The organism is Hymenobacter cyanobacteriorum (genome assembly GCF_022631375.1).
In the GTDB taxonomy this organism is placed as follows: domain Bacteria; phylum Bacteroidota; class Bacteroidia; order Cytophagales; family Hymenobacteraceae; genus Hymenobacter; species Hymenobacter cyanobacteriorum.
Genome location: NZ_JALBGC010000001.1, coordinates 1,200,834 through 1,222,427 on the forward strand (window position 1 = coordinate 1,200,834; position 21,594 = coordinate 1,222,427).

The following is a 21,594-nucleotide window of genomic DNA, read 5'->3' on the forward strand; positions in this document are numbered from 1 at the left end:
AAGTTATCGAAAATAGCCCGTTTGCTTAGCCATGATGTTACGGGCCGGCAGCAAATCCGTTGGCCTTACCCTATCAGAACAATTGCATCGTAGGGAGTGACACAATATAAACTTTTGCCTATGTTATAGCTAAACGGCCTAGCAAGCGCGTTTTCAATTGGATAATTTATTTAGTTAAAACTAATGTGGATAGTTATTCGTTAAGACCTTTCTGCCCAGCCTGAAACGGCCGGGCAGTACCCATAACGCCGGGCTCAATGGCGCACGAACGAACCTTATTTTAATGAATAATGCACGACTACTTATAGATATCGTCCTGGCTGCCGCCGCCTTGGCCGCGCCCTTATTTCACACCGCACCAGCGGCCCGGGCCAGCACCAGCATCACCCGATTTTTTGCCCCGGCAGGCACTACCCGCCTCAAAAGCCGCCGCTTAGCTCGTGTCAATAAGCTGGTAGTGCGCAGCCCGACCTACACCGTAACGGCCACTGCTTACCAGGCCGTACCGGGCCAAACCGACAGCGAGCCGTTTGTGACGGCCGACAATTCCCGCATCAAACCGCACTATGGGAGCAAAAAGCGCTGGATGGCTCTGTCGCGCGATTTGCTAAAGCCCTGGGGCGGTAAGTTTAACTTCGGCGATAAGGTGCGCGTGCGCGGCATCTCGCCCGAGCTCGATGGCATTTACACCATCCACGATACCATGAACCGCCGCCACCGCCATTGCATGGACGTGCTGACGCACGTGAGCGAGAAGTTCGATATTTTTCAGAAGGGGGTCAAGATTCAGAAGGTAGAAGAGCGGCCCGCCTTCGCCAGCCGATAAACTATTCACTATCAATATAAAAAGCCCCGCGCTGCTTCAGGCAGCGCGGGGCTTTTTCGTTGGTCAAAATGCGCCCGTTATTTCGGCAGCGCCATTTTGAAGATGCGGAACGGGGCACGGGGCTGGCCCACGCCTTTGTTCCAGGTGGGCGTTTTGTGGATGGCAGACGTGGCGACGTAGAGCGTGCCGTCGGCGGTGAGGCTGTAGGTATCAGGCCACTGCAGGCGGTCGTCCTGCACCAAGGTTTCGATTTTGCCGGCGGGCGTGCGGCGCATAAGGGCGCTGTTTTCGAAGGAGGTGAGGTAAACGTTGTTGGCCGCGTCGATTTCGAGGCCGTCGGTGGCCGGAATTTCGCCCACGGTTTCGACCTGCTGAGCCAGCTGTGCGTCGGTGAGGGCGGCATCGCGCAGGGCGGCGGTTTTGATACGGTAGAGCTTGTGGCCAGTGAGCGGGCAGTAATACAGGTAGCTATTGTCGGTGCTCAGGGCAATGCCATCGACGTTGAACTGCGCAGGCTTGCCCTGCAAATCGAGCATCGGGTGGCCAGCGGCTTTCACTACCAGGCCTTTCTCGGCCTTCATCGACGGATGCGAAGCCAGCAGGCGGCGCGATTTCAGCGTTTTCAAATCGGTAACCACCAGCGCGCCCATGCCCGATTCGGTCATGTAGGCGTAGTTGTTCTGCAGGTCGATGCGCACGTCGTTGAGGTAGGACTTGCGCGGGGCCACGGCTTCGGAGAAGGGAATGGTGAGCAGGACCTGGCCGGTTTTGGGGTCTGTTTTTACCAACTTGGGGCCGCCGGGCACGGTGAACTTGAGGCCGGGCGCGGCGGGGTCCAGAATCCAGAGCATGCCCTGCTTGTCGGTTTGCACAGTCTGGGGGCAAATCCAGTGCTTGAGGGGCTCCGATTTTACCGAGTCGTTCCACATGCACCAGCCGGCATTGGGATAGGGCTTGAGGGTGTTGTTGGGGCCGACTTCGGCAATGGGGTACGCGGGGTTGTAGTCCCAGCGCGGGAAGCAGGCGAAGATTTTGCCGCCCGGCTCCACGGCCACGCCCACCATCTGCGGGTCGGTAAATTCGGCCACCACTTGCAGAGGCGAGTTGGCCGGGGCAGTGGGGTTGGCGGCAGTAGCCGTAGAATCGGCCGCGGCGGGCGGGGCAGCGGTATCAGCGTTGCTGGCCGGCGACGAGCAGCTGCCCAACAGCAGGCCAGTAGTAGCCAGCAGCACGGCGCTGCCAGCGGCAAAAGGACGAGAAGAAAGCATGGTGTATGGGGAGAAAGAGCAAAAAAATACCCCCGCCTAGCGAGGCGGGGGTATTGCATACGGCCGAAACAGCTGGGCGTTAGCCCATAAGCCGACAAGCACGGCCATTATTGGCGGCGGGCTATTGATTGCCAGCAGAATCAGCAACCGGTGATTTGACGGCCGGGGCTACCGAGTCGGCTACAGGAGCCGCTGCGCGGGGCTGAATGACGGGAGCCGGATTGGTGGGCGCGACGCGTACGGTTTCGGGTGCGGCGGTGGTAGTGGACAGTGGAGCCACCTGCGGGCCGGTTTCGATGGGGGTGGCTACTGAGTCGGCGGCCGTTTGGCTGGTACTGGAAATGTGCTCGGAGGCGGGACGCGTGAAGCCCAGGTAAGCCACTACCGCCAGAAACACCAGCACGGCCCCGATGGCCAGCACCAGGCCCAGCGAAGAATTACGCTCGGCGGGCGGGCCGGCAACATCGGGAGTACTATCGTCGAAGAATGGGCCAGGCTCGGGGTAGCCGGAGCGGTCAGGAAAAGCCGCCGGCGCTTCAGGCGTCAAGGCCGGTTCGGGCGCGGGTTCAAAGACCCACTCATCCGCTTTGGCTTCCGGCGAAACAGCGGGCACATTGGCTGAGTGAAGATTAGCAAAAGGTGGCGTTTCAACAGGCAGCGGCGGGACCGGCGCGTTGCTGGCCAGTGGAGCCGGGGCCGCGGGCGGGGCAGTAATTGCGGTGGGCAGCGTGTTCGGGGCAGCCGGTTCGGGCGCGGCAGACGTGAATACCAGACGCTGCTTCAGGGCCTCAAACTCGGTGGGCGTGAGGGCCCCGGAGTCGAGCATTTCCTTGAGCTGGCGCAGGGTATCGAGGGGCGACGAGGAGTTTTCCATTAAGAGGCAATACGGCCGGGCGCGGGGCTAGTTTTTGCGGTCGAGGGCGGTGAGGCGGTCGCGGCGGCGCTGCAGGCGCAGGCGGTTCTGCTCCAGCACCGTGTTGGTGCCGATGAGCGTGACCGAGTCGGCGCGCGACTGCGTGAGGTTTTCGGCGTTTTTCTTCTTCAGTTCCTCAATGCGCTTGAGGTTGGCCGTGGTGTTGCTTTGCAGGCTCAGGCGCTCCTTTTCGAGGCGCTCCTTTTCCTTTTCGGAGGCTTTCACTTTCTTCTCGCCCTCGGCCACCATGGCGCGGTAGGCATTCAGGCGGGCAGCCCCGGCGTAGCTCTGCACCATGGTGCGCAAGGCCTCGTACTCGGTTTTGGTTTTGTCGGGCGAGAAGAACGTGTTATCGTCGAACCCACCGAATACCGATACTTCAGCCACCGAGTCGGACGGCGCCGTGATGGTGGCGTAGAGGTCGACAAGCTTGCCCGAAATGCTGCTGGCGGGCGTCTGGCGGGCCGTCAGCACGTCGCTTTTCATGAAGCCCAGCACGCCGCCGCTTTTGAATTTGACGTTGTAGCTGCTCTTCATCCAGCTCTGGAAAAAGTCGCGCACGTCGGTGGCCGTGCCATCGACCTGCACCTTGAAGGCCGGGCGCGGGTTTTTATTATAGCTCACGTCGCCGGGGCGCACGTCGTAGAGCTGGGCGGCGGCCGGGCGGGCCAGCAGCGTACCCAGCAGCAGGCACAGCAGATAAAGTTTAGACATCACAACGGGTTTCAAGAAGACCATCAACCGGCCAAAAGTACGGCCCGAAACGGCCAATTTCGGCGGCTGGCGGCTGGGCTTTGGTGCGAGGCCGCCATTTATGCTGTATTTTTAACGGCCCAAATATTTCTTCTTGAAGCAGCTTTCCGTTTTTGCGTTGTTGGCCGTGTTCCTCTACAATCTGGTGGGGGTGTACCCGGTTGCGCTGTGGCGGCAGCACGAGTTTCGGCGCGTGGCCGAGGCCCGGCGACGGGCGGCCCTGCCTGACCGGGCGCTGGTGCGCGTGGCGGTGGCGCAACACGCGGAAGCAACCGATTTGGTGTGGCACGAGGCCGGGGAGTTTTCATACCGGGGCCACTTGTTCGACGTGGTGCGGCAGCACGCCCGCCCCGATTCTACCATTTACTTCTGTTGGCCCGACCGCGGCGAAGAGCACCTGCTGGCCAGCCTGGCCGAGCACGTGCGCGAGTTTGCGCAGCCCGATGCCGGCACCCGCAAGTCGGCTCAGAAAGTGCTGGATTACCTGGCCAAACTATACCTGTTGCCCGCCGCGGAAACGCCGGCAAGCACTCGTGCGCTCACGAGGGCCCAACGGCTTTACCCTGAGTACACAGCTGTGCCGTGTTCGCGCCCGCTCAGCGCACCCTTCGCGCCACCACGGCAAGTGACAGTCGCCTAACCGACTGACTGATTGACTATTTTCGGGCATTAGCTATGCCGTTATTATTCCGGCATGGGCACCCGTGGAACAATGCGTCCAGCGGATGCTGCCTTGGGCGAGTGCTTTCCGCACGCGCTTCTCTCCCCTTTTATTAATGCTGATGCCCACCACCAACTGTTTCGATGCGAAACGGCCGGCGGCCAGGGCGTTCTAACCGTTTTTTTCTGGATATGAAATTTTTCTATACCCGGTTGCTGCTGCTGGCGGCAATCGTCTTGCTGAGCGTGCCCGCCTGGGCGCAATTCACCGCCACTGGCACCGTGCTCGACCAGCAGAGCCGCCAGCCCTTGGTGGGGGCCGTGGTTATTGTACCCGGTCAAACCACTTCCGTCGCTACCGATGCCGAGGGCCGTTTCTCGCTGAGCGCGCCCACCGAATTCCGCGCCGTGCGCGTGCAGCTGCTGGGCTACCGCCCGCAGGAAGTGGCCCTGAAAGCCGCCGGCACGCCGCTGAATATTACCCTGGAGCCCTCCAACACCGGCCTGAGCGAAGTGCAGGTGATTGGCTACGGCACGGGCACCGAGCGTAAGCTGCTCGAAACGCCCGCCGCGCTCAGCATCGTGACGGAGCCGGAATTGCGGCGCAACAACACGATTTTCCTGCAAAACACCTTGAACCAAGTGCCCGGCGTGCGCATGAACGTGCGCAGCGTGGCCTCACAGTCGAACCTCGTGATTCGGGGCATTGGCGGCACGTATGGGCGTTTTGGCATCCGCGGCATCAAGCTGTACCAGAATGGGATTCCGCTGTCGGAAGCCGATGGCACGACTTCGCTCGATGATTTGGACTACACCACGCTAGGCCGTATTGAGGTGATTAAAGGGCCGGCCTCGACGATTTACGGGGCTACGCTGGGCGGCGTGGTGTCGTTCCAGACGCGCAAGGCGGCGCCGGGCACCAGCATTCAGCTGGGCACCACGGTGGGCGAATACGGCCTGTTCCGGACCAATACCGGCATCGGTGTGGGCACCGACAAGGTGAACCTGCTGGTGAACTACGGCCACCAGGAAAGCCGCGGCTTCCGCGACGCGCACAGCAACACCCGCAAGGACTACGTGACCGTGGCTGGCGACTTTTACGTGAGCGACAAGCAGACAGTGAGCATCCTGGGCACCTACACCAACGTGCACGACAACTTCGCGGGCGAGCTGGACAGCACCGATTTCTTCACCAGCTACACCAAAACGGCCCCGGCCTACACAAACCGCGACATCGGCGTGGACGCCGAAATCACTCGCCTGGGGCTCACGCACACCTACCGCTTCGCCAACAACTTCGCCAATACGACGACGCTGTTTACATCCAACTCCTACTCGCTGAGCCCAGCGGAGCCCGGTTACACCCACACCCAGCGCGGCAAGCGCGGCGTGCGCAGCTTGTTCACCTACTCGCCTACGCTGGGCAGCATCGCCACCCACTTTGCCGTGGGCACCGAATACCTGGCCAACCAGGACGTGAATAAGCGCTACACCTTCTCGAAAACCGTGGGCAATGAAACTGGTGCTCCCAACGTGGACCAGGAAGTGAGGTCGACCCAAACCAACGTGTTTGCGCAGGCCGAAGCTAACGTAACTGCGCACACGACCGTAACGGCCGGCGTGAGCTACAACGTGGTAACCTACGACATTCAGGACCTGCTCGTCAGAAATAATCCAGCGCAGAGCCTGACCGGCTACCGGCAATTTAAACCCACCTACACGCCACGCGTGGCGGTGCTGCACTCATTCAGCAACCTGGTTTCAGTGTTCGCGCAGTACAGCACGGGGTTTTCGCCGCCCATCAGCAGCCAGCTTTCGCTCCCAACCGGCCCCGTTAATCCCGACTTGAAGCCCGAAACCAACGACAATTTCGAACTGGGCTCGCGGGGTCGGGCGCTACGCAACCTCATCGACTACGACCTGACACTGTTCTACATGCGGGTGAAAAACGGCCTCGTGGCGCAAACCAGCGGCGGGGTTACCTATTACGTAAACTCGGGGGCATCGGAGTATAAAGGGTTGGAATTGGCTTTATCGGGCAACCTCGTGCGGGCGGAGGCCGCCGGCCAGCTGCGGCAGCTCCGGCCGTTTGTACGCTATTCGTACACCGATGCCGAATTCAAGGATTACAAGGGCATTTTGGGGGACTTCGCTGGCAAGCAAGTGACGGGCTCGTTCAAAAACCTGTTCACGGGCGGGCTCGATGTGGATACCCGGTTCGGCGCCTACCTCAACCTGACGGCCCAGTACACCGACCGCACCCCGATGACCGACAACAACGCCCGCTACGCGGCGGCCTACTGGCTGCTCAACAGCAAAATCGGCGTGCGCAACAAGCTGTTTGGTCACCTGGGCTACGACGTGTACGCCGGCCTCGACAACATGGCCGACGTGCGCTACGTGGCCTCCGTGGCCCTGAACCAGGCCACGCCCGCGGGCAAGCCCACTTTCTACAACCCCGGCATGCCCCGCAACTGGTACGCCGGCGCGAATCTGAATTACACCTTTTAGGTAGGTTTCTGGAACGTCATGCAGCAGTTCGTCATGCAGAGCGCAGCGAAGCATCTTTACCTCAATAGTAATTCAAGCGCCAATATTTAGTTGCGCGGTAAAGATGCTTCGCTACGCTCTGCATGACAGCCGTTTTCCGGTCCTTTTCCCATGCCATGCCTCCCATTCCATCTCATGAAAAAACTCCTTTACGCTACTCTCCTGCTGGCCGCAGTAGCTTGCAACCGCTTCAAAAACGAAGAAACCGCCCGCACCCCGCCCGGGGCCGAGCGCATCGTTTCCGTGTCGAAGCAGCTGACGGAAATGATTTTCGCGCTGGGCGCGGGCGATAAGCTCGTCGGCGTCGATTTGTCGAGCACCTATCCGGCTGCCGCCAAAAACCTGCCCACCGTGGGCTACCACCGCCTGCTGAATGCTGAGGGCATTATTTCGCTGAAGCCGACTGTGGTGTTCTCCGATGGTAACATAGCCCCGGAAGCGGTAATGACGCAGGTGCGCGGCGTGGGCATCCCGGTTAAGGAATTCGCGCCCAGCAAAACCATTCCCGAAACCTGCCAGCTGCTGCAGCAGCTCGGCGACCTGTTTGGCAAGCGGCCCCGGGCCGACTCGCTGGCCCGCCAGCTGACGGCCGACATGCAGCTGGCCGCCGACAAAGCCAAGCAATATCCCGAGCATCCGAAGGTGGTTATCATCCACTACGGCCTGCAGAAGAACATTTACCTGGCGATGGGCCAGAAAAGCACGGGCACCCAGATGGTGGCCTGGGCCGGCGGCGTGAACTCGCTGAACGCCAGCGAGGGCATGAAGCCCATCAGCCCCGAGCTGATTGCCGAAGCCCAGCCCGACGTGATTCTGGCCACCGATTTCGGCTACGACCGGCAGGGCGGCCTGGAGAAATTCAAGCAGTTGCCCGGCGTGGCCCTCACGCCCGCCGCCAAAAACAACCGCATCTACCGCGTCGAGGAGCACGACATGGTGTACCTCGGCCCGCGCACCGGCCAGAACGTGCTGCGGCTGCAGGAGCTGATTCATCAGAAGAAGTAGTTGAAAGACGATGAATAAGGCGCGTCATGCTGAGCTTGCCGAAGCATCTCTACCGCGCAATCAATTATCTACTACTGCGGTAGAGATGCTTCGGCAAGCTCAGCATGACGTTCTAATCTTTTATCCTCACGCATCATAGTGAAACCCTCTCCCCGCCGCGTCCGCCTCTATTTCAGCATCCTGGCCGTGGCCCTGCTTGTGGCGCTGGTGCTCTCGGCGCGGCTGGGCGCGGTGGCCCTCACGTTTGCGGAAATCGGCGGTTTTCTGAGTAGAAGCACCGGCTCCATCGACCCTACCGCCGAGCTGCACCGGGCCGTATTCTTCCAGATTCGGCTGCCGCGGGTGCTGCTGTGCGCGGCCGTGGGCGCGGCGCTGGCCATGTCGGGCACGCTGATGCAGGCCCTCTTCCGCAACCCCATTGTGGAGCCGGGCCTCATTGGCACTTCGGCCGGCGCGGCGCTGGGCGCGGCCGTGATATTCGTGCTGGGCAACTCGCTGAGCTGGGCCAACGTGCCGATACTCGGGGCGCTGGTGCTGCCGGCGGCGGCGTTTGTGGGCGCGCTGGCGGCCACGGGGCTGGTGTACCGGCTGTCGGCCACGGCCGGACGGGGGCGCGTGCCGGTAACGTCGATGCTGCTGGCCGGCATTGCCGTGAACGCGCTGGCGGCCGGCGGCACCGGCTTCCTCTCCTACATTGCCCGCGACCCGCAGGCCCGCTCCATCACCTTCTGGAGCCTGGGCAGCTTTTCGAGCGCCGACTGGCCCTCGCTGTACCTCGTGGGCACCGTTACCGCTGTGGGTGGGCTGGTGGCCCTGCGCTACGCCAACGCCCTCAACGCCCTGCAGCTGGGCGAAAATGAGGCTGAATACCTGGGCATCGACGTGCGCCGGCTGCAAAACCGGGTGCTGCTGCTGAACACGCTGCTGGTGGCGGTGGCAACGGCTACGGTGGGCGTTATCGGGTTTGTGGGGCTGGTGGTGCCGCACCTGCTACGCCTGTTGCGCCTGACGGACAACCGCACGCTGCTGCTGGGCTCGGGGCTGCTGGGAGCGGTACTGCTGGTGATATCCGATACCGTAGCGCGCACCATTATTGCGCCGGCCGAACTGCCCATTGGCGTGCTCACGGCGGTGGTGGGCGCGCCTGTTTTCCTGTGGCTGCTGTCGAAACACCGCATTGCGGGCCTCGGCTAGCGACATTATTGAACGGTCATGCTGAGCGCAGTCGAAGCATCTCTACCGCGCAAGTAATCAATTACTGCTGCAGTAGAGATGCTTCGACTGCGCGGACGCTAGATTGGCGTTCGACGTTGGACGTTCTGCTTCTTTATCTCCAATAACTCATTCCCCAAACCGTGCTTAGCCTCGACCATGCTTCCTTCGGCGTTCAGGGCAAAACGCTGCTTCACGAGGCCACGCTGGCTTGCCGGCCGGGCGAGGTAACGGTGCTGCTCGGGCCCAACGGCGCGGGCAAAACCACGCTGCTGCGCCTGCTGGCCGGCCTATACGCCCCCACCACGGGCCAGGTGCAGCTCGATGGGCACGACCTGCACCGCCTCGACCGCGGCACGCTGGCGCGGGCGCGGGCCGTGCTGTCGCAGGAAATCCACCTGGCTTTCCCAATGACGGTGGAGGACGTGGTGCTGATGGGCCGCTACCCGCACCACGGCCGCAGCACCCCGGCCCACGACCAGCGCATTGCCCAACAGGCGCTGGCCACGCTGGGCCTGACCAGCTTTGCCGGCCGCGACTACGGCACGCTCAGCGGCGGCGAGGCCCAAAAGGTGCAAATGGCGCGCGTGCTGGCCCAAATCTGGGAGCCGCCGGCGGCCGGCAGCCGCGTGCTGCTGCTCGATGAGCCCGTGGCCAGCCTCGATATTCAGTACCAGCACCAGCTGCTGCAAGTGGCGCGGCAGCTGGCCCGCGAGCAGGCCGTGGTCGTCACCATTCTGCACGATATTAACCTGGCCCTGGCCTACGCCGACCGGCTGGTGCTGCTGAAAAACGGGCGCATTCACCGCATCCTCGAGCAGCCGGCCGCGCTGACGGATGAGTTGCTGGGCGAGGTGTTCGAAGTTGATTTGCGGGTAATTCTTAATCCGCTCACCGGACAGCCGCTGGTGGTCTACGCTGGGCCGGCTGGGGGTAGAAACGTATAATTGCGTCTTGTCGTCCGCACCGTTTGGCCCCCTCATTTTCTTTTTGCATCCTCCAACGACGAGACGCAAGTATGCGTCTCTACCGCAGCTCCTGGCGGTCGAAAGCGGCCTGCAAATCGTCGCGCATGGTTTGGAAGCGGGCAATGGCGGCGGCCAGAAACTCCTCATCGAGCAGCTCGCGCACCTCGGCATCGGAGCCGGTGAGCAGGTCGAGCTCGGCTACCTTATAGGTTTGTTCGAGATTGCCCTGCTCCAGCTTCAGCAGAAACTTGCCGTTCCAGGCCAGGAGCGTGATTTTGACGGCGGGATGAGGAATGTCGGCGACGTGGCGCATAGGGAATGGGAAAATGGCCGAAACCGGTCCCGAAGGTACTAAGCTCGACCTAACTCCGGCCCCGCCGCCTGCGTAAAAACCGGCGTGGTCCGCCACCACGGGCTGTTTCTTTCCACTTCAATCCTATTGCCATGTCTCAGGGAGATAAGTCGAAATACACCGACAAACAGAAGCGCCAGGCCGAACACATCGAGGAGAGCTACGAGAAAAAAGGCGTGCCGGAAGAGGAAGCCGAAGCCCGCGCCTGGGCCACGGTGAATAAAAATGACGGCGGCGGAAAACTCCCCGGCGGCTCGGGCCGTAAGAAGGCCGATAAATAATTTCTTGGTTCGTTGCTAACGTCCCGAGTGGCTGTCACCCCGCAAAAAAGAGCTTCCCGCAAACGATTGTGGGAGGCTTTTTTTGTATCGCCCCTCAGGTGTGGCCTTGCGAATGACTAGGGAAATGTTGGTGGGTGAAGCGTAATTTTCGCCCATGAACAAGCTCTTTCTTGGCGCGCTGGCCTTGCTCCCACTCGTGGTGGCCGCCCAAACCCCTTCCCCATCATCGGGCCTTACGCCCGAAAAGCTCTGGCAGCTGGGCCGCCTGGGCGAAATGCAGGTGTCGCCCGACGGCAAAACTGTGGCCTACACCGTCACCAAATACAGCATTGCCGACAATAAGGGCAACGCCGACATCTGGACCGTGCCCGTGGCCGGCGGCACACCGAAGAAGCTCACCGACACGCCCGGCTCGGAAAACACCCTGAACTGGCGGCCCGATGGCAAGCTCACGTTTATTTCGGGCGAAAGCGGCACCGACCAGCTGTACGTAATGGCTGCCGACGGCAGCGGCAAAGCCAAGCTGAGCGACTTCCCCGACCAAGGCCTGAGCAACCTGAAATACGCACCGAAGGCCAATTTCATCCTCTACACGCAGGACGTGAAATCGAGCCCGACCACGCTCGATATGTTTCCGGACCTGCCCAAGGCCGATGCCAAAATCATCGACGACCTGAACTACCGCCACTGGAACGTGTGGGACGACCACCTCGCCAGCCACGTGTTTTTCCAGCCGCTGAACGCCGACGGCAAGCCCGAAGGCTACGGCAAGGACCTGATGCCCGGCGAGAAATTCGACTCACCGCTGATGCCGGATGGCGGCAGCGAGCAACTGGCCTTCTCGCCCGACGGCTACCGCATCGCCTACACCAGCCGCAAGCTCACGGGCAAGGCCGAGGCCGAAAGCACCAACTCCGACATCTACCTCTACGACATCCACGACCAGAAAACCGTGAACCTAAGCGAGGGCCTGGGCGGCTACGACACCGAGCCCGCCTTCTCGCCCGACGGCAAGCAGGTGGCCTGGCTGAGCATGGCCACGCCCGGCTTCGAGTCGGACCGCAACGGCATTGTGGTGTACGATTTCGTCAGCAAAAAGCGCGTCGACATCACCAAAGGCTCGGAGCTGAGCGCGGCCAACGTGCGCTGGAGCGCCGATGGCAAAACTATCTATTTTCTGTCCGTCGTCACGGGTGCCGAGCAGCTGTTTGCGGTTCCCAGCAAGGGCGGTAAAATCCGCCAGATTACCAACGGCGCGCAGAACTACAATGCCTTTGAATTAGTCGGGAAAGACCAGGCCGTGGCCAACCGCACCACGCTGTCGGCCTTCGCCGACATTGTGCGGCTCGACCTGAAAACCGGCCGGGAAACCCCGCTCACCACCATCAACCAACAGGAGCTGGCCGGCATCAAAATGGGCAAGGTAGAAGACCGCCGCGTGACGACCACCGACGGCAAGCAGATGCAGGTGTACGTGATTTACCCACCCGATTTCGACCCCGCCAAGAAGTACCCCACGCTGCTCTACTGCCAGGGCGGGCCGCAGTCGCCCATCACCCAAAGCCAGAGCTACCGCTGGAATTTTCAGCTGATGGCGGCCAACGGCTACATCGTGGTGGCGCCCAACCGGCGCGGCCTGCCCGGCTTCGGGCGGGAATGGAACGACGCCATTTCGGGCGACTGGGGCGGCCAGCCGATTCGGGATTACCTCTCGGCAATTGATGCTGTGAGCCAGGAAGCCTACGTGGACAAGGACCGGCGCGGCTGCGTGGGCGCCAGCTACGGCGGCTACTCGGTGTACTACCTGGCCGGCCACCACGAAGGCCGTTTCAAGACCTTTATTGCCCATGACGGCCTCTTCAACCTCACCAGTTGGTACCCCAGCACCGAGGAAATGTTCTTCGCCAAGCACGACATGGGCGGCGCGCCCTGGGATGCTGCGCCCAACAAATCCTACCAGGAATTCAACCCGCAGCAGTTCGTTGGCAAATGGGACACGCCCATTCTGGTCATCACCGGCGGCAAAGATTTCCGGGTGCCCGAGGGCCAGGCGATGGAGGCTTTTGGCACAGCCCAATTGCGCGGCATTCCGAGCCGCTTCCTGTATTTGCCCAACGAGGGCCACTGGGTGTTGAAACCGCAGAACGCCATTCTGTGGCAGCGGGTATTTTTCGACTGGCTGGGCCGCACGCTGAAGCCGGACGGACAGGCGGCAAAATAAGCCGGCCACCAACTGCAAAAAGCCCATCTGGACGGTCCGGATGGGCTTTTTATATGCGGCTGTAGTAAAACAATAAGAACGTCATGCAGAGCGCAGCGAAGCATCTCGCGTGCAGCAGTATTCAATCGTAGAAAAACAGTTTACTTAAAGCACGCGAGATGCTTCGCTGCGCTCTGCATGACGGCCTGTTGCCAAGCCTTATACACCCTGCTCTCCTGCCGGTAGCCGAATCAATTAGACGCTAGTGCGTCCGCCGCGAGCGTTTCCCCGTTAGGAAAGCTGTACCTTACATGAGAGTCATTTTTCTGAAAAAGAAATAATTAGGCTTCGATAGCATTTAGCGAATAAACTCCAGGCTTTTTCGGGCGGATGTAGCAGCAGCTGCGGCCATCGGGCGAACTCCGGCAACACCAACCAACCGAAAAACTCGCCTTCCGGGCCAGTCCAAACCACCCCATGAAGGAAAGCGAGAAGCGTTACCGCCGGCTGATTGAAGCCAGCCAGGATTTGCTGGTGACCGTCGATTTGCAGGGCCACATCATCGACACCAACGAAGCCGCCGTGAAGCTGACCGGCGTGGACCGCGAGGCGCTCATCGGCTCCGATTTCTTCGGCTATTTCACCGAGCCGGCGGCGGTGCGGGCGCTATATGGCGAAGTGATGGCCCACGAGGCCGTGACCAACGCGCCCTGCACCCTGCGCCACGCCAGCGGCACCCTCACGGAAGTGCTATTTGATGGCACGGTGAACAAGGACGACCACGGCCAGGTGCTGGGCGCCGTGCTGGTGGCCCGCGAAGTGGCCGAAAAAAACTGGGCCACCGAGCTGGGCATTGCCAATAAGGAGCTGGCTTTCCAGCACAACGAAAAGGAAAAGCGCGCCGACGAACTGAGCATCGCCAACGAAGAGTTGGCCTTCCAGAACGACGAGAAGGAGAAGCGCGCCGCTGAGTTGGTGATTGCCAACAAGGAGCTGGCTTTCCAGAACGATGAGAAGGAAAAACGCGCCCAGGAATTGGGCGTGGCCAACACGGAGCTGGCTTTCCAGAACGACGAAAAGGAGAAGCGGGCGGCTGAGCTCGGCATTGCCAACGAGGAACTGGCGTTTCAGAACGATGAGAAGGAGAAGCGCGCCCAGGAATTGAGTGTGGCTAATGAGGAGCTGGCGTTTCAGAACAACGAAAAGGAGAAACGGGCGCAGGAATTAAGCATTGCCAATACCGAACTGGCTTTCCAAAACGACGAAAAGGAGAAGCGCGCTCAAGAGTTGAGCATCGCCAACACCGAACTGGCCTTTCAGAACGACGAGAAGGAGAAGCGGGCGCAGGAGCTCAGCATTGCTAATACTGAGCTGGCCTTTCAAAATGATGAAAAGGAAAAGCGGGCGCAGGAGCTGAGCGTGGCGAATAAGGAGTTGGCGTTTCAGAACGATGAGAAGGAGAAGCGAGCGCAGGAATTGAGCGTGGCCAACACCGAGCTGGCGTTTCAGAACGACGAGAAGGAGAAGCGCGCAGCCGAGCTGGGCATTGCCAACATTGAGCTGGCTTTCCAGAACGATGAGAAGGAGAAGCGGGCGGCCGAGCTGGTAATTGCCAACAAGGAGCTGGCGTTTCAGAACGATGAGAAGGTGAAGCGGGCAGCCGAGCTACGCATTGCCAACTACGCCCGCAGCCTGATTGAGGCCAGCCGCGACCCGCTCGTGACCATCAGCCCCGAGGGCAAGATTACGGACATGAATTCGGCCACGGTGTACATCACCGGCATCGAGCGTGAGCAGCTTTTAGGGTCCGATTTCTTCACTTACTTCACCGAGCCGCAGATGGCGCGCGAGGTGTACCAGGAGGTGTTTGCCAAGGGCACCGTGGCCGACTCGCCTCTGACGCTGCGGCACAAAGACGGCAAGCTGACCGATGTGCTATTCAACGGCTCGGTGTATAAGAACGATGAGGGCCACGTGCTGGGGGTGGTGATTGTGGCCCGCGACGTGACCGACCAGAAGCGCATCGCCACGGAACTGACGGAGGCCAAAATCGCCGCCGAGCGCGCCACCGTGCTGGCCGAGGAAGCCCAGGCCAAAGCCGAAAGCGCCACCGGCCTGGCCGAAGATGCCGTAAAAGCCAAGCAGCAGTTTCTGAGCAACATGAGCCACGAAATTCGCACCCCGATGAATGCCATTATCGGCTTCACGAAGGTGGTGCTGAAAACGGAGCTGACTGATAAGCAGCAGGAGTATCTCACGGCCATCAAGCTAAGCGGCGACACGCTGATTGTGCTGATAAACGACATTCTGGACCTGGCTAAGGTCGACGCGGGGCGCATGACGTTCGAGCAGATTCCGTTCAAGCTCTCGGCCTCCGTATCGGCGATGGTGCACTTGTTCGAAACCAAAATCCAGGAGAAAAACCTGGAACTGGTGATGGAGTACGACGACCGGATTCCGGAGGTGCTGGTGGGCGACCCCGTGCGCCTGCACCAGATTATCCTGAACCTGGTGAGCAACGCCGTGAAATTCACCAGCGAAGGCAGCATTACGGTGGGCGTGCGGCTGCTGGTGCAGGACGCGGAAAAGGTCATTCTGGAATTTGCCGTGACGGATACCGGCATCGGCATCGAGCAGGCCAAGCTGGGCTCGGTGTTCGACAACTTCCAGCAGGCCACCAGCGGCACCAGCCGGCTGTATGGCGGCACCGGCCTGGGTCTGGCCATCGTGAAAAACCTGGTGGAACCGCAGGGCGGCGCCATTCATGTGAAAAGCCGGGTGGGCGCGGGCTCCACGTTCAGCTTCGTGCTGAGCTTTGCCAAAACCCTGGAAAAAGCCGGGGCCGACATCAACCTGAACGTGGAGCTCGAAACCGGTTTCCAGGACGTGAAAATTCTGGTGGTGGAGGACATTGCTCTCAACCAACTGCTGATGAAGACCCTGCTGGAGGACTTTGGCTTCGTGATGGAAGTGGCCGGCAACGGCCAGATTGCCATCGAAAAAATGGCCACCACGCACTTCGACATCGTGCTGATGGACCTGCAGATGCCGGTGATGAACGGATTCGAAGCCACCGAGTACATCCGCACGCAGCTGCATTCCAACGTGCCCATCATTGCCCTCACGGCCGACGTGACGACCGTGGACGTGGAGAAATGCAAGGCCGTGGGCATGAACGACTACATCTCGAAACCCATCGACGACAAGCTGCTCTACAGTAAAATCATCAAGTACCTGAAAAGCTCGGGCTACGAGAAGGAAACGGCCGCCGAAGTAGTGGAGGACGAGCCGGCCGCGCCGCTCACCTGCGTCAATTTCGACTACCTGCGCCGCATCACGAAGAGCGACGCGCGCATGGCCGAGATGATTTACCTGTACCTGCAGGAGATTCCGCCGCTGGTGCAAACCATGAAAAAGGCCATTGCCGAAAACGAGTGGAACGCGCTGAAATCGGCCACGCACTCCATCATTCCTACGTTTGCCACCATGGGCATCAACCCGCGGTTTGAGGACAACGCCAAGGCCCTGCAGGCGCTGGCGGGCATCCTGATTGCGGATGAAACCGGCGCTACTGCCGACAACCTGGCCGAAGTGCACCGCCTGTTTCTGAAGATTGAAGCCGTGTGCGAGCTGGCTGCCGCCGAGCTGGAAGAGAAGCTGCAGCGGCTATCGCAAACGCTGCAAACGGCGCGGGCCAGGGCCTAGCAAACCGACGGGCTAGCCACCAAACCAGTCCAATTATTTTCCCCGCACAGATGAACATTCAGTGAATTAATAGTTATTTGCCGCTTCAGCAATATTCATCTACTTGCTTATGCGGTTTTGTCTGTTTGTGCTGTGCCTGCTGGGCTGGTGCGTGAGCGCGGCCGCGCAAACGCTGGCCCCCGCCCCACACGTACTGCGCGATACGCTGCCGCTGAAAGACCCCAAAGGGCCGCACATTTCCGAAGCCTACCGCTACTACACCGAGCCGTTTGGCGTAGCCGCCGACCCTGAGCAGGTAGAAGCGCAGTGGCGCGCCGGCCGCTTCCGGCCCGGCCCCTGGCACAGAACCCTGAACCTGGGCCTGATGCACCAGCGCGTGTGGATACGCCTGCCCGTGCGCAACGCCGACTCGCTGCGGCTGCGCTTTTTCTGGAGCATCTTCAACTTCACCGACAGTGCGGCGCTGTACTGCCGCCGCCGGGGCGAAACCACGTTTACGCGGCTGGGAGCTGCCACCTCGTGGGTGCCCGCCGATGACCGCCCCTACCCGGCCCGCTCGCTCAGCTTTCCCTTTGCCCTCGCCCCCGGCGAGGGAGCGGTGCTGCTGCTGCGCATCGACCTGCACTCGGGCGGCATCTACCTGCCCACCTATATTGAAACAACCGAGCATTTCCTGGCTTGGGAAATGGGCTTTCCGTTTGAGCGGTACTGGGTGTGGCTGCTGGGTTTTTACCTGAGCAGTGCTTTATTTAACCTGGTGCTGTATTTCTACTTGCGCGACCGCATTCACCTCTGGTACCTGGCCTATGTGGTGTGCGTCACGCTGTTTTTGATGATGGAGGACGGGCTGGATGCGTGGGTGCTGCCGGCGGGGTTGTATCGGGCTATCTGGACGGTGGGGCAGTTCAACTTCGTGCTGCTGGCCACGGCCGTGGGCATTCGCATTATGCAGCTGTTTTTGCGGCTGCGCAGCGGGCGGCGCGGGCTGTACCGGGCCGGCAACTGGCTGGCGGGCGGGTCGGTGGGGTTCGTGGTAGTGTATGCGGGGCTGTTTCCGTGGGCCGTGCAGCATAGCCTGGCGCTGGTGCACGCCCTCAACGCCGGGCGCGAGGTGCTGATGCTGGGCACTTTTGTGTACGGCTGGGTGGTGCTGCTGCTGGGCCTGCTCACGCGGCGGCGGCGGCGCTTCACGGCCTACTATGCTCTCACGTACTTTTTCTTTTTTGTGGGCTACATCACGTTCTGGCTCAATCACCTGGGCCTGACGACTTTCACCCCCATTTACCCCAACACGCTGGCCTGGGGCCTGTTTTTGGAGCTGCTGGTGCTGAGCGCGCTGCTCACGGGCCGCTTCCGCAACACCCTGCGCCAGAATGCGCAGCTCCGCGTGCGGCAGCTGAACCTGCGCAACCGGCAGAGCGCCCGCCTCATCGCGGCGCAGGAAGATGAGCGCGAGCAGCTGGCCCGTGAGCTGCACGATGCCCTGGGGCCCAACCTGATGGCGCTGCACCTGGCCTGGCAGGGGCCGGCCGTGCGCAAGGCCCTGGCTACCTCGCCCGAAGCCGCCGCCGCCGGCCAGCAGGCCGAGCTGCTGCTGCGCCACCTGCGCGACGAGGTGCGCACCTTCAGCCACGCCCTGCTGCCGGCCGAGCCGGGCCTGGGGGCGCTCAGCGAGTCCATTCAGGCACTGGGCCAGCTCATCAATTTGTACGGAAATCCCGTCGTGACAACGGATTGCGACCCAGGCATCGACCAGCTGCCCACCGCGCTGCAGCAAACCACCTACCGCATCGCAGCCGAACTGCTCAACAATGCCGTGCGCCACGCCCACGCCACCGAGGTGCGGGTGCAGGTACTGCACCGCCCCGGCAGCCTCGAAATCATGGTTGAAGACAACGGCCGGGGTTTCGACGGTCCTCACGAGCCCCGCAACGGCATTGGCCTGCGCGGCGTGCAGGCCCGCGCCGATTACCTGCACGGCCAGATGCACGTCGATACCTCGCCCCGGGGCACCAGCGTGGTGGTGCATCTGCCCTGCTAGCGCTGCCGGCGCCCTATCCTTCCCATTCGCTGCTTTTCCGCATCCTTATGCCTTCCCAATGCCGCCTGCTGATTGTTGACGACCACCAGATGCTGACCCAGAGCCTGGCCGCCCTGCTGGCTACCGAGGCCGACCTGCGCGTGGTGGGCCAGCTGGCTTCGGGTGCAGCGCTTTTAGCCTGGCTGCCCACCCCGCCCACCGCAGCTCCGGCCGACGTGCTGCTGCTCGACCTGCACCTGCCGCCGCCCGATGGGTTCGCCCTGCTGCCGCTGCTTCGCCAGCAGTGGCCCGGCCTGCGCGTGGTGGTGTTCAGCACCCTGGCCACGCCCGAGGTGCTGGCCCGCGTGGAAGCCGCCGGGGCCTGGGGCTTTGTGCCCAAGTCGGCCGACGCCGGGCAGTTGCTGGCGGCCATTCGGGCAGTGTGCCGGGGCGAGAAAACCTTCCCGCGCCGGCTGCCCAGCGCCGCGCCCACGCCCAGCCCCGACTCGGAAGCCCTGCTCCGGGTGCAGCGCCTGTCGCCTCGCGAGCGGGAAATCATTGGCCTGATTTGCGAGGGCCTCACCACCCGCGACATGGCCGCGCAGCTCTCGCTGTCGGAGTTCACGGTGGGCACGCACCGGCGCAACATTCTGCACAAGCTGGAGCTGCATAATGTGGCGGCCCTCACGCAGTTCGCCCGTGACTATTTGCTGTAGGCTCGGGTTATACGTTAGCGCGCCAGCACTTCCGTCACCTTGCCAATGTCGGTGCTGACTTTCTGCAAAAACGTGAGTTGCTCCAGCAACGACTTGTCGTCGGTAAGCACGGGCACGTTGAGTTCGGCGGGGCCGAGCTCGGGCAGCGGCTCGGGGGCGGGCGCGATGCGGCCCAGGCTTTTGCCCAGCGCCGCCACGGCGCTGGTAAGGGCGCGGCGGCTTTCGGGCGGGAAGGGTGGTACGGCGGGCGCGGCCTCGCGCAGGGTGCCGGTGAGGGCGGCAATGTTGGAGGACAGAATGTGGTTGAGCACCACGAATTCGTGGGTTTCTTCGGGGTGGTGCTGCTTGCTTTTGGGCTCCGTCAGCATGCGCTGGAAGGCCGCCGCGAGGTTGGCGCCGCTCACGTACACGTTTTTGCGCAGCAGGCGGTACTCGTGGGGCGGCAGGGGGCGGCCCGCGAGGCGGTCGGCGAGCTGGCGCAGGTAGGCCAGGTTGGCGCGCAGGGCGGCGGCCATGTAGTCGGTCAGCTGCTCCGATTCCCAACTCGGAAAGAGCAGGTAGCCCGCCCCGAAGGCAATGCCGCAGCCCACCAGCGTATCCACGATGCGCTCCTGCGCCACGCCCAGAAAGCCCAGCCCCAGAAACCGAAACATAATGAGCAGGTAGGCCGTGAGAAACACCACCGTAACCAGGCATTTGGTACGCTGGAAGCTGTAGGCCACTATCATAAACACCACCAGAATGGCGAAGCGCGCATCGGGCCAGGGCACGGCCCACAGCACGGCCCCACCCAGCGCGCCGCCCGCCAGCGTGCCCACGATGCGCTCGGTGTTGCGCTGACGCGTGAGGCTGAAGCCGGGCTTGAGCATGATGGTCACGGTCATCAGAATCCAGTAGTTGTGCTGGCCGTGCCAGAGGGTTTCGGCCACGATGAAGGCCACGAGGCAGGCCATCGTCATCCGCACGGCGTGGCGAAATACCGCCGAACTCATGGTCAGGTTCTGGGCGAAGGTGCGCAGCTCGATTTCCTGGTGGGCCACGAAGCGGTGGTGCTCAGCGGCGCGGCTGGCGGCGGGCGCAGCGGCCGTCAGGGCCTCATCGAAGTAGCGGCGAATGTTGCCCACGCGCCGGATGATGTCGCGCAGGTTCACCAGAATTTTTTTGAGCACCCGGGTATTGGTGCCCAGTTCGGCCCCGGCTTCCAACGTGCTGATGCGGGCCTGCAGGCGCTCCCACTCGGCGGTGAGCTCGGGCCCGGTGCCGTGGTAGGCGTGGTTGGCCTGAATGGCCACGCCAAGGTGGTCGAGCTCGGTGGCCACGTGCCGGATGAGGCGGGCCACGTCGGCCAGCACGCCGGTGCGGGCAAACTCCTCGCGCACCGCCGAGTAGTCGTAGTAACCCACGGTGATGCGCTCGTACAAATCGACGGTTTCGACGAACGTGAGCACCAAGCGGCGGCCGGTGCTGGTGGTTTCGTTCACAATCTGGCGGGTGCGAAAGAGGAAGTCGCGGGCGGCTTCCTGCTTCTCGTTCACCACCACCTGCTGGGCTACGAGCTGGCGGTAGTCGTCGTCGAGGTCGGTGCGGGGTTCGTAGAAACGGGCTTTCAGCTCCAGAAAGCGGGCCAGGGCATGAATGCTCTCGCCCAGCGCCTGCTGAGCCGGGCGGTAGGGCCGCACCTGGTAGGCCACCAGCGCCAGCCCCGCATACCAGAGGCCGCCCAGCAGCAGCAGGCCCGCGTGCAGCGGCGCAGCGGCCAGGGTGGGCGGGTGGGCCAGCAGCAGCACCACGTTCAGCAGGCCGGCGGTGCCCACGGCCCCGGCGCGCGCGCCCCACACCAATAGCATGGTGAGGGCGAAAGCCAGGGCTCCGATTTCCAGCGCCAGCGTCCAGATATTGAGGGCGGCCACGCTGGTGAGCACGGCCGTGAGGGCCACCACGGCCAGCGCGGCCAGCATGCCGTTGCGGCGGTGGGCGGCCGGGCCGGGCGTGTCGGTCACGCTCACGCACACGGCCCCGGTCGAGATGGTAAGGCCCTCGGCGAAGTGCCCCCACTGCCCCAGCAGCACCGCCGGCAGCAGAATCGACACCGTGATGCGCACGCCATCGGTGAAATTCTGGCCGGAGAAAAAGTAGCGGAGCTGACGCGAGTGCTGGTTCATGCA

Annotated in this window: 16 protein-coding genes; 11 read left to right on the plus strand and 5 right to left on the minus strand. The window is 62.1% G+C overall.

Annotated elements, in window-relative coordinates; genetic code table 11:
- Positions 1 to 283: 283 nt before the first annotated feature.
- Positions 284 to 826: an RlpA-like double-psi beta-barrel domain-containing protein gene (locus MON38_RS05055; protein WP_241935043.1), complete on the plus strand. Its 543-nt coding sequence runs from the start codon at positions 284 to 286 to the stop codon at positions 824 to 826.
- A gap of 77 nt (positions 827 to 903) precedes the next feature.
- On the opposite strand, the gene MON38_RS05060 is transcribed toward MON38_RS05055, so the two are convergent.
- The 3 genes from MON38_RS05060 to MON38_RS05070 form a co-directional block, all read right to left on the minus strand.
- On the minus strand, positions 904 to 2,094 hold the full coding sequence (locus tag MON38_RS05060; protein ID WP_241935044.1) for an SMP-30/gluconolactonase/LRE family protein: 1,191 nt from the start codon (positions 2,092 to 2,094) through the stop codon (positions 904 to 906).
- 121 nt (positions 2,095 to 2,215) lie between these two features.
- Entirely contained in the window at positions 2,216 to 2,968 is a 753-nt protein-coding gene (locus MON38_RS05065) for an SHOCT domain-containing protein (protein ID WP_241935045.1), read from the minus strand.
- Between the two features lie 27 nt (positions 2,969 to 2,995).
- A complete protein-coding gene (locus tag MON38_RS05070) occupies positions 2,996 to 3,721 on the minus strand; it encodes a hypothetical protein (RefSeq protein ID WP_241935046.1) in 726 nt (241 codons plus the stop codon).
- A 133-nt stretch (positions 3,722 to 3,854) separates the two neighbouring features.
- On the opposite strand from MON38_RS05070, the gene MON38_RS05075 reads away from it, so the two are divergent.
- The 5 genes from MON38_RS05075 to MON38_RS05095 all read left to right on the plus strand — a co-directional run bounded on the left by MON38_RS05075 (position 3,855) and on the right by MON38_RS05095 (position 10,134).
- The gene (locus tag MON38_RS05075; protein ID WP_241935047.1) at positions 3,855 to 4,400 is read left to right on the plus strand and encodes a hypothetical protein; all 546 of its coding nucleotides are present in this window, start codon (positions 3,855 to 3,857) and stop codon (positions 4,398 to 4,400) included.
- A gap of 212 nt (positions 4,401 to 4,612) precedes the next feature.
- Positions 4,613 to 6,931, plus strand: coding sequence for a TonB-dependent receptor (locus MON38_RS05080; RefSeq protein WP_241935048.1), 2,319 nt, complete (start codon positions 4,613 to 4,615; stop codon positions 6,929 to 6,931).
- A gap of 174 nt (positions 6,932 to 7,105) precedes the next feature.
- Positions 7,106 to 7,975, plus strand: a complete 870-nt coding sequence (locus MON38_RS05085; RefSeq protein ID WP_241935049.1) for a heme/hemin ABC transporter substrate-binding protein — start codon at positions 7,106 to 7,108, stop codon at positions 7,973 to 7,975.
- Between the two features lie 138 nt (positions 7,976 to 8,113).
- Positions 8,114 to 9,169: a FecCD family ABC transporter permease gene (locus MON38_RS05090; RefSeq protein WP_241935050.1), complete on the plus strand. Its 1,056-nt coding sequence runs from the start codon at positions 8,114 to 8,116 to the stop codon at positions 9,167 to 9,169.
- Between the two features lie 161 nt (positions 9,170 to 9,330).
- Positions 9,331 to 10,134 (plus strand): heme ABC transporter ATP-binding protein, encoded by an 804-nt coding sequence (locus MON38_RS05095; RefSeq protein ID WP_241935051.1) that lies wholly within the window; start codon positions 9,331 to 9,333, stop codon positions 10,132 to 10,134.
- A 79-nt stretch (positions 10,135 to 10,213) separates the two neighbouring features.
- On the opposite strand, the gene MON38_RS05100 is transcribed toward MON38_RS05095, so the two are convergent.
- A complete protein-coding gene (locus MON38_RS05100; protein WP_241935052.1) occupies positions 10,214 to 10,468 on the minus strand; it encodes a hypothetical protein in 255 nt (84 codons plus the stop codon).
- Positions 10,469 to 10,599: 131 nt separating this feature from the next.
- Between MON38_RS05100 and MON38_RS05105 the strand changes: the two genes are divergently transcribed.
- The 5 genes from MON38_RS05105 (at position 10,600) to MON38_RS05125 (ending at position 19,429) form a co-directional block, all read left to right on the plus strand.
- On the plus strand, positions 10,600 to 10,788 hold the full coding sequence (locus MON38_RS05105; RefSeq protein ID WP_241935053.1) for a hypothetical protein: 189 nt from the start codon (positions 10,600 to 10,602) through the stop codon (positions 10,786 to 10,788).
- A gap of 154 nt (positions 10,789 to 10,942) precedes the next feature.
- Complete coding sequence (locus tag MON38_RS05110; protein ID WP_241935054.1) at positions 10,943 to 13,009, plus strand: S9 family peptidase; 2,067 nt, start codon at positions 10,943 to 10,945, stop codon at positions 13,007 to 13,009.
- Between the two features lie 456 nt (positions 13,010 to 13,465).
- Positions 13,466 to 16,693 (plus strand): PAS domain S-box protein, encoded by a 3,228-nt coding sequence (locus MON38_RS05115; RefSeq protein ID WP_241935055.1) that lies wholly within the window; start codon positions 13,466 to 13,468, stop codon positions 16,691 to 16,693.
- Between the two features lie 109 nt (positions 16,694 to 16,802).
- Positions 16,803 to 18,734 (plus strand): sensor histidine kinase, encoded by a 1,932-nt coding sequence (locus MON38_RS05120; protein WP_241935056.1) that lies wholly within the window; start codon positions 16,803 to 16,805, stop codon positions 18,732 to 18,734.
- 47 nt (positions 18,735 to 18,781) lie between these two features.
- Complete coding sequence (locus MON38_RS05125) at positions 18,782 to 19,429, plus strand: response regulator (protein WP_241935057.1); 648 nt, start codon at positions 18,782 to 18,784, stop codon at positions 19,427 to 19,429.
- A 14-nt stretch (positions 19,430 to 19,443) separates the two neighbouring features.
- Here the strand turns inward: MON38_RS05125 and MON38_RS05130 are convergent, their stop codons facing one another.
- Entirely contained in the window at positions 19,444 to 21,591 is a 2,148-nt protein-coding gene (locus MON38_RS05130; RefSeq protein WP_241935058.1) for an FUSC family protein, read from the minus strand.
- Positions 21,592 to 21,594 lie beyond the last annotated feature (3 nt).